The following is a 7,783-nucleotide window of genomic DNA, read 5'->3' on the forward strand; positions in this document are numbered from 1 at the left end:
CCGCCGACGCCGCACGACACTTGAACCGATGGCAAATACCGAACCCCAATGGCTGGTCTGGGCGAGAGAGATCCAGGCGCTCGCGCAGACCGGCCTGACCTTCACGCGCGACCCGTACGACCGCGAGCGCTATGAGCGCCTGCGCGGGCTCGCCGCCGAAATGCTCCACGCGCATACTGGCGAACCTGTCGAACGCATCGCTTCCCTGTTCGCCGAGCAGACAGGCTACGCCACGCCGAAAGTGGATGTTCGTGCTGCCGTCTTCGACGATGCGGGGCGCGTGCTGATGGTGCGCGAGGTCGCCGACGGTGGGCGCTGGACCTTGCCCGGCGGATGGGCGGACGTGAACTTCACCGCGGCCGAGAACGCGGTCAAGGAGGTTCGCGAGGAGAGCGGATACGAGGTCGTCGTGACCAAGCTCGCAGCCGTCTGGGATCGCACTCGCCAGGCGCATCCGGCCGGGGTTTTCTCATGCTGCAAGATGTTCTTCCTGTGCCGGCCCGTCGGCGGAGCGGCGGCGACGAGTCTCGAAACCTCCGAGGTGCGGTGGTTTGGCGAACACGAAGTGCCCGACGATCTATCGCTCGGACGCGTGTTGCCGGCGCAGATCAAGCGCATGTTCGAGCATCTGCACCAGCCTGCGCTCGCTACCGACTTCGACTGAATCAGGCGCGACAGAAGCGGGCTACCGGTCTTACGCTGCGGCGCCCGGCTCCTTGCCGAAGAACTCGTGCTGGAACATGCACATGCGTATCGCGTTGCGATAGCTGCCGTTGCTGAAGAATTCCTGGATGAGTTCGCCTTCGACGCGAAAGCCGAGTTTGCGGTAGATATGGATCGCCTTCTCGTTGTCGCTGTCGACGAGCAGGTAGAGCTTGTGCAGGTTCAGCACGGCAAAGGCGTACTGGACGGCGAGCAGGGTCGCCTGTCCCGCATAGCCCTGCCCCTGGTGGTCAGGCGCGATGATGATCTGGAACTCGGCGCGTCGATGGATGTGATTGATCTCGACAAGCTCCACCAGCCCAACCTTGTCATCGCCGCGTTCGACGATGAAACGGCGCTCGCTCTGGTCGTGAATGTGTTTGTCATAAAGATCGGCGAGTTCGACAAAAGCCTCGTAAGGTTCTTCGAACCAGTAGTGCATCACCGTCTCGTTGTTGTCCAGCTCGTGGACGAATCCCAGGTCGCTTCGTTCCAGCGGACGAAGGCGCAGCGCGTTTTCACGAATCATGTGGACGTCATCCTCGATTTTGCAGGCACGGTAGACCCATGCCCCCGTGGCCCGGTTCCAATCCTGGCCGCTGCGTCGGCATCCATCGCGCCGGGGCTCATGTCTGGCGGACGATGTCGACCGGGATCTCGATCGCTGCCAGCAAGGCGCCGGCGAGCTCGTTGCCCATGCCGCGCTCCTTCACCTGCAATGCCGAACCCGCCCGGCCATCCTGTTGCTCCACCGTAAAGTTAGTGGCTGCTGGCGGTTTCGTCATGGACATCGTGCGCAGGGCGGAAGGCGGGCCGCCGGCAGATCCCTACCAAGGCTTGATTTCCAGCATCGCCAGTTGGGCGATCGACTGAACGTTGAGCTTCTTGAGGCCGGCACACTTGTAGTAGCTGACGGTCTTTTCGTTGAGCGAAAGCTCTTCCGCGATCATCCGGTTCGTCTCGCCGGCCAGCAGCTTCTTGAGCACTTCTTCTTCACGCGCAGAAAGCGTCTGGAAGCCGTCCGCCCTGCTGGCGAATTCCGGCAGGCAGATGAATCCCCTGGAAACCATCGCAATCGTATTGACCACGACGTCAGGCTGCGCCTCCTTCGAGACGAATCCCTTCGCACCGGCGCGGGCGATGTTCACGATGCTGGGCAGCGTCACGCGGCCCGACAGGATGATCACCTCGGGCTGACACGAGAGCTTTCGCAGCGTTTCGACGAAGGTCGCGGCGCTCATGTCCGGCAGCACGGCTTCGGTCAACACGATATCGGGCCGTACCTCGGCGGCCACGGAAAGCGCCGTGGTGGCGTCCGCCGCCTGCCCCACCAGTTCGATCCCCGGCGTGTCCCTGATCCAGATTTCCAGTCCGAGGCGGATCATCGGCGAAGGATCGACTGCCAGCACCCGGATGGGCGCGCGATCGTTGGCGGCGCCAGGAAAAGCATTCGACTTGGCGGCATGGCTGCTCATGTGTTTCGTCATGTTGGGGCCTCTGTGAAGTTGGTTTTGATGGGTCGATTGCGTTCAACCGATGGCGCAACTTTGCCGACGCGAGGCGAGGGCCAACATAAGACGAATCTCGAAACCGGCCAGCCGCAGCACTTGTATCACTTCGCCACATTCGGGCAGCCGGATCGAAGGTGCCCGATGCGGTCACGGCACACGACGTGGAGCCGTCCGCCGGGGGTGCCCCACCATTGGGAATTTTCCGTCTCAAAGAAGGTGAATACGCGGCGCGCCGCGCCACAACATCCAGACTTGGGGCGTGGCGGATTTCACGACAATTCCACCTATGCGTGCGGAATTGTCTTCTGGTTACATGCATCCTGTCTGGGGGCTTGTGTGCCGGGTTCCGGTGTGTCAACGCCCCTCATTCGAGGCGCACGGAGTAAGGTGCTGCGAGATCTGTCTGCCGGAGGGGAAACCCATGCAAGCCAGCGAAGGTGGCACCACCGCCATACCCGACAGCATTCCGCCACGACTACGCCGCTTTGTGCTCGTTTCACTCCTGAGCACCTTCGGCCTGTTCGTCATCTACGTCGCGATGGCGACCCAGGTGGCGATCGAACGGCAGCTCGTCGACAGCGCCGGCCAGATGTCGTTGATGCTCGACCAGGCGGCCTCTTTCAAGCGGTACGGTGAACGGATGGCCGCCACGGCCGCGCAAAAGCCCCGTCGTCAGGCTGACGCCGCGCGCCTGAGCGGCGGGCGGATCGAAGCAGGCGGAGGCAATCGCCATCGCCCGTACACCATGTTGTCCACAAGCGCTTCGGGATTCCCGCCCGGATTCGCCGAAATGGCCGAACGCCTGGCGACGCAGGAATCGCTGGAGTGGCCGGACGGCGTTCCGCTCGTCACGACCTACGTGGTCATGGACGGCGCCACGGCAGCCTTGGTGTTTCCCGCCGACGACGAGAGTGAACCGATTACCGACGTTGGCGCGCTGTCGAAATTGGCCGAGCGATTGCATTCGACCTTGCAGCGCGCCGGTGCCTCGCCGATCTTCCTTCTCGATCCTGGCGATCCGGGGCCGCCGGGGGAGCGTCGAATCTATCTTGCCCAGCGGTTTGCGGTCGCGGGGAGCGCGCCCGCCCAGGCCGGCTCCGTAATCCTGTCCGTGGGGCGAAAGCCTCTGTTTGCTGCCGGCTTCCTCCCGAGCCAGCTCGATCGCGTATCCGTCTATGGCCCCACCGGCCTTCCGATTCTGCAGAGCAAGCAGCTCGGCGACCTGCGTCCGATCGTTCGCGATGCCAGCGCGGCGATGGGCGAAAAGAAGCCGTTCGACTACCGTTTCGAAGCAGGCATGCTGCTTGTCAGCACAGGCTACGGAGCGCTGCGCGTGATGATCGGCACGCCCATATCGCAAGTGTTCGGGCATGACCTCGCCCGCGTTGCGTTGGCCTTCGGCCTGATGCTGACCGCGCTGTCCATGACCTGGCTGGGCTACCGAAGCTACCGCGATGGCGTGCTGCGGCCCGCCGCCGAGCATCTGCGTCGCCTGCAAGAGAGCGAAGCCTTCATCGGCCGTGTCCTGAGCGCAGCGCCCGCAGGCATCGTCGTGCTGGGCGCGCAGGGCGGCAAAGCGCTCATCTCCAACGCCATGGGCGAATCGTTCATGGAGCGCCCGCTGGCGCAGGCCGACGGCGCACTGCTGCGCGAAGCCATCGCCCGGCGACGGCCAGCAACCGGCGAGCACCAGGAGTTCGCCATCCTCGATGAGGGCGGGAGCGTGCGCATCATCCTTGCCCTGGTGCGCGACACGCTGTTCCAGGGGGGCGAGGCGCTGCTGTGCACGCTGGTGGACATCACCGACCGCAAGCAGGCAGAAGCCGCCGTGCAGGCCGCCGCGCAAGAGGCCGACGAAGCCCGCGCTCAGGCCGAATCGGCCAACCTCGCCAAGTCGACCTTCCTATCCACCATGAGCCACGAAATCCGCACGCCCCTGCACGGCATGCTGGGCACGCTCGAAATCATGGCGCGCAGCCAATTGCCCGAACCACAACGGCAGCGGCTCGGCATCGCCCAGCAGTCTGCCCGCATGTTGCTGGCCGTCATCGACGACGTGCTCGATCTGTCGCGCATCGAAGCCGGCGAACAATCGCTGGAGCGCAAGGCGTTCGATCCGGTGTCGCTGATCGAATCGCTGGTCGCGGGCTACGCCTCGCTGGCGCAGCAGAAGAACATTGCCCTCCAGTGCTGCCTGCAGCCGGCGCCCGTCATGCGTCTCGTGGGGGACGGCGCGCGCATCCGGCAGATCGCTGCGAATCTGGTCAGCAACGCCATCAAGTTCACCAGCGTCGGGCGCGTCTTCGTCAAGCTCGACCTGTTGTCGCCGGACGATGGAGAAAGCCCCGCCACGGTGTTCTTCAGGCTGCAGGTCGCCGACTCGGGCGCCGGCATCGCGCCCGACGCGCAGGCCCGCATCTTCGAGCCCTTCGTGCAGGCCGGGCAGGCCGGCACCATCCGCGGCACGGGCCTCGGTCTACCGATCAGTCGGCGGCTGGCGCGCCTGATGGGCGGCGACATCGACGTGGTCAGCTCGCCCGGCCTGGGCAGCAGTTTCATCGTCGAACTGGAACTCCCCGTCGAATCGAGCACACCGCCGCCGACGGTGCTGGGCGGGGCCGTGATCGCCGTGCGCGCCACCGATGACGACGTGCGCCGCAACCTGCTCGAATTGGCCCGCAGCCACGGCGCCCGCGCGTTCGCCCAGGGCGATCCCGTGCCGCCCGGTAGCGCGCGCGGCGACATCGTCCTGCTCATCAGCGACGACGACGTACCCGCGGCCGGCGACGACGCCTACCTCGCCACCGTGCAGCTCGACAATACGCCCGCCGGCAGGCAGTCGTCCGGCACGCGCTTCGGCGCCGACCCCTACAGCCAGGCCGACATCGTCGGCGCCCTGCTGCGTGCGCTCGGGCGCGCCGGGGAGCACGTCCACGCCGATGAGCCCGCCGACCGCATCGAGCCCCTGGGGCTGCACGTGATCGTCGTGGAAGACCACCCCATCAGCCGCGATCTGCTCATCGACCAGTTGGCGCTCATCGGCTGCACCGCCGCAGCGTTCAAGGATGCGGAGGACGCGCTCGCCGCTCTGCCGGCCCTGGCCGCGGACGCGGTACTGACCGACGTGGGGCTGCCCGGCATGACCGGCTTTGAACTGGTGCAACGCATCCGGGCGCAGGGGCTTGCGATGCCCATCATCGGCATGTCGGCCAACGCGCTTTCCAGCGACATCGAACGCGCGATGGCGGCCGGCATGGACGCCTACCTCGTCAAGCCCGTACTGCTCGGCGCCCTGCACGACATGCTGGCGCAATACGCTCACCCGGGCAGCGCGGCCGGGCGGGCGCTCATCCCACAACAGGCGACGGGGCGCGACGGACGATCCGATCGCCCATGGCGGGACGTGCTCGCCGAAGATCTCCGCCAACTCCTGCAGGCCCACGCACAGAACGACCGCGAAGGCATTGCCCGTCAGGCCCATCGCATCAAGGGGGGCTTCTATTCCCTCGACCTGCTCGACGGTGCCACACTATGCGGCGATATCGAGAGCGCCAACAACGCGCAGGACGGCGCGGCCCTGCAGCGCGCCATCGAGCATCTGCGCGCGTATGCGGCAAGCGCTTCCGCACCCCGTACAGAGAAAGGCAGGACATGATCAAAGTGGTCATCGCCGACGATCACCCCGTCGTGCTCAACGGCATTGCCAGCACGCTCGTGCAGGACGCCGAAATCCAGCTCTGCGGCCGCGCCCATGACGGCAAGCAGCTCATGGCGCTGGTCGGCCAGCACCTGCCGGACGTTGTCGTTACCGACTACAAGATGCCCGACATGGACGGTGGCGACGACGGTGCCGCGCTCATCGCCGCGCTGCGCGAACAGCACCCGCGCATGGGCATCATCGTGCTCACCGTGCTGGAAAGCCCCTTGCTCATCCGCCTGGCGCTCAAGCGCGGCGCCAACGTCGTACTCATCAAGCGCGACCCCGGCGCCGACCTGATCGCCGCCGTGCGCGCCGTGGTGGCCGGCCGCTCGTACACCAGCGAAGCCGTCGCCGCCTTGCTCCAGGCATCGGCCGACGTGCGCCTCACCCGGCCCGAAACGCAGCTCTCGCTGCGCGAGACCGAAGTCGTCCGCCTCTTTGCCAGCGGGCTCACCGTCACCCAGATCGCCGAAGCGCTCAACCGCAGCAAAAAGACCATCAGCTTCCAGAAGCGCGCCGCCATGGACAAGATCGGCGCCCTCAGCGACCAGGACCTGCTCGAATACGCCCGGCGCGAAGGGCTGGACTGAACGCGCGCCCGGACGCGTGCGCGGAGCCAGATGCAAGCCAACTCCGCATTCGGCCCCGCAGAGACGGGTTCCAACATCGCAGCAGGCACCGCGCGCCGGGGTCGATGATCCGTCACCGCGGCAAATGGCAAGTGCATTTGCGTCGCCCTGTTTCATTGCCCAACTCCATCGCTCAACTCCATCGGCAAAATCCATCGTCATGTGGCACTGCGCCAGTGTTCATGCCAACGCCATTCGACCCTTGTCCTGCGCCGGGCCGGCCTACGAAAACCGCGCCCGGATTCGTGGCGGACTGTCACGTCGCGCAGCGGGCCGAACGGCAAATCCATCGCGCCGCTGTCAGTCAGTTCGGCCACCTCGTCGCCCCTCTTTTACCTCCTGTAACAGTCCTTTTTTCCGCTCAAAAAACCACCGTATTTGTGTCATGCGGTAAATGACAAATAAATATGTGTTGACGATAATCAATTGCCGCAATTTTCAAGACAGCACTAGCCGAGAGTTCCACGCTTTTTTCCGACTATCAGAAAGGCCCGGATCGCTCGCCCTGCGTTCGCCTCCTAGATTTGCGTCCATGTCGCTGGACGAAGCCGGAGCCCCCTATGGAACAGCTCCTCTGCCACGAGCAGGCCAGCGGATTCACCGTCAGGTCATGGAGCAATGAAATGAACAAGTCATATCGAGTCATCTGGAACGACGTCACCCAAACATGGATGGCGGTGTCGGAAATCGCAAAGGGCCGCGGCAAGCGCAGCGCTCGCAAGGTGGTGATGGTCGCCAGTACGTTGGCGGCGCTGATGGGGGCGATGGGGGAGGCCGCAGCATATTCAGCGGGAGGCGGGAATGACTCTGGCCAAGCCGATAATGTTGCAATTGGTACGTCATCCGTTAACAGTGACCCGACAGGGGGATCAGTCGCTATCGGTCTGAGGACGTCGGCGGTCGGTGACATTGATGGTGTCGCGATCGGTGGTCACGACACGAAAGTGACCGGCTATTTCGGTGTCGCAGTCGGGACTCAGGCGACAGTGGCTGGCGGGTACAGCATCGCAATTGGGGCTAATTCAACGGCGTTGGGACAGAACTCTGTGGCACTGGGCGCAAATAGCATCTCCCAAGCCGCCAACCTCACCACGTCAGGTTACAACCCCGGCACGGGCACGCTCGTGGCCGCGACCGGTGCCGGCGGTGAAGTCTCGATCGGCCGCACGGGCGCCGAACGCCGCATCACCAACGTCGCCGCCGGTCTGGCAGGCTCCGACGCGGTCAACGTGAGCCAACTG

The 7,783-nt window shown here is 64.9% G+C and carries 7 protein-coding genes; 4 read left to right on the plus strand and 3 right to left on the minus strand.

The genetic code is table 11. The features are described from left to right. Positions 1–28 precede the first annotated feature (28 nt). The gene (locus tag ACDA63_RS09915; RefSeq protein ID WP_373663071.1) at positions 29–664 is read left to right on the plus strand and encodes an NUDIX hydrolase; all 636 of its coding nucleotides are present in this window, start codon (positions 29–31) and stop codon (positions 662–664) included. A 30-nt stretch (positions 665–694) separates the two neighbouring features. Here the strand turns inward: ACDA63_RS09915 and speG are convergent, their stop codons facing one another. The 3 genes from speG to ACDA63_RS09930 all read right to left on the minus strand — a co-directional run bounded on the left by speG (position 695) and on the right by ACDA63_RS09930 (position 2,189). Continuing rightward, positions 695–1,231 carry a spermidine N1-acetyltransferase gene (gene speG, locus ACDA63_RS09920; protein WP_373663072.1) on the minus strand — a complete coding sequence of 179 codons (537 nt, stop codon included), beginning with the start codon at positions 1,229–1,231 and terminating at the stop codon, positions 695–697. Between the two features lie 97 nt (positions 1,232–1,328). Beyond that, positions 1,329–1,487: a hypothetical protein gene (locus tag ACDA63_RS09925; RefSeq protein WP_373663073.1), complete on the minus strand. Its 159-nt coding sequence runs from the start codon at positions 1,485–1,487 to the stop codon at positions 1,329–1,331. 42 nt (positions 1,488–1,529) lie between these two features. Next, a complete protein-coding gene (locus ACDA63_RS09930) occupies positions 1,530–2,189 on the minus strand; it encodes a LuxR C-terminal-related transcriptional regulator (protein WP_373663074.1) in 660 nt (219 codons plus the stop codon). A 445-nt stretch (positions 2,190–2,634) separates the two neighbouring features. On the opposite strand from ACDA63_RS09930, the gene ACDA63_RS09935 reads away from it, so the two are divergent. The 3 genes from ACDA63_RS09935 to ACDA63_RS09945 form a co-directional block, all read left to right on the plus strand. Beyond that, the gene (locus ACDA63_RS09935; protein WP_373663075.1) at positions 2,635–5,868 is read left to right on the plus strand and encodes an ATP-binding protein; all 3,234 of its coding nucleotides are present in this window, start codon (positions 2,635–2,637) and stop codon (positions 5,866–5,868) included. Further along, positions 5,865–6,503 carry a response regulator gene (locus tag ACDA63_RS09940; RefSeq protein WP_373663076.1) on the plus strand — a complete coding sequence of 213 codons (639 nt, stop codon included), beginning with the start codon at positions 5,865–5,867 and terminating at the stop codon, positions 6,501–6,503. The genes ACDA63_RS09935 and ACDA63_RS09940 overlap by 4 nt, the downstream gene beginning before the upstream one ends. A 599-nt stretch (positions 6,504–7,102) precedes the next feature. Then, positions 7,103–7,783 (plus strand): ESPR-type extended signal peptide-containing protein (locus ACDA63_RS09945; RefSeq protein ID WP_373663077.1); only part of this gene is annotated, 681 nt, incomplete at its 3' end.

Source organism: Uliginosibacterium sp. sgz301328, assembly GCF_041807905.1.
GTDB lineage: Bacteria > Pseudomonadota > Gammaproteobacteria > Burkholderiales > Rhodocyclaceae > JBGVSA01.

Bases quoted from the DNA above. Each gene is read 5' to 3' on its own strand.
- ACDA63_RS09940 (WP_373663076.1), top strand. From the start codon at position 5,865: ATGATCAAAGTGGTCATCGCCGACGATCACCCCGTCGTGCTCAACGGC.
- ACDA63_RS09930 (WP_373663074.1), bottom strand. From the start codon at position 2,189: ATGACGAAACACATGAGCAGCCATGCCGCCAAGTCGAATGCTTTTCCT.
- ACDA63_RS09935 (WP_373663075.1), top strand. From the start codon at position 2,635: ATGCAAGCCAGCGAAGGTGGCACCACCGCCATACCCGACAGCATTCCG.
- ACDA63_RS09925 (WP_373663073.1), bottom strand. From the start codon at position 1,487: ATGACGAAACCGCCAGCAGCCACTAACTTTACGGTGGAGCAACAGGAT.
- speG (WP_373663072.1), bottom strand. From the start codon at position 1,231: ATGATTCGTGAAAACGCGCTGCGCCTTCGTCCGCTGGAACGAAGCGAC.
- ACDA63_RS09915 (WP_373663071.1), top strand. From the start codon at position 29: ATGGCAAATACCGAACCCCAATGGCTGGTCTGGGCGAGAGAGATCCAG.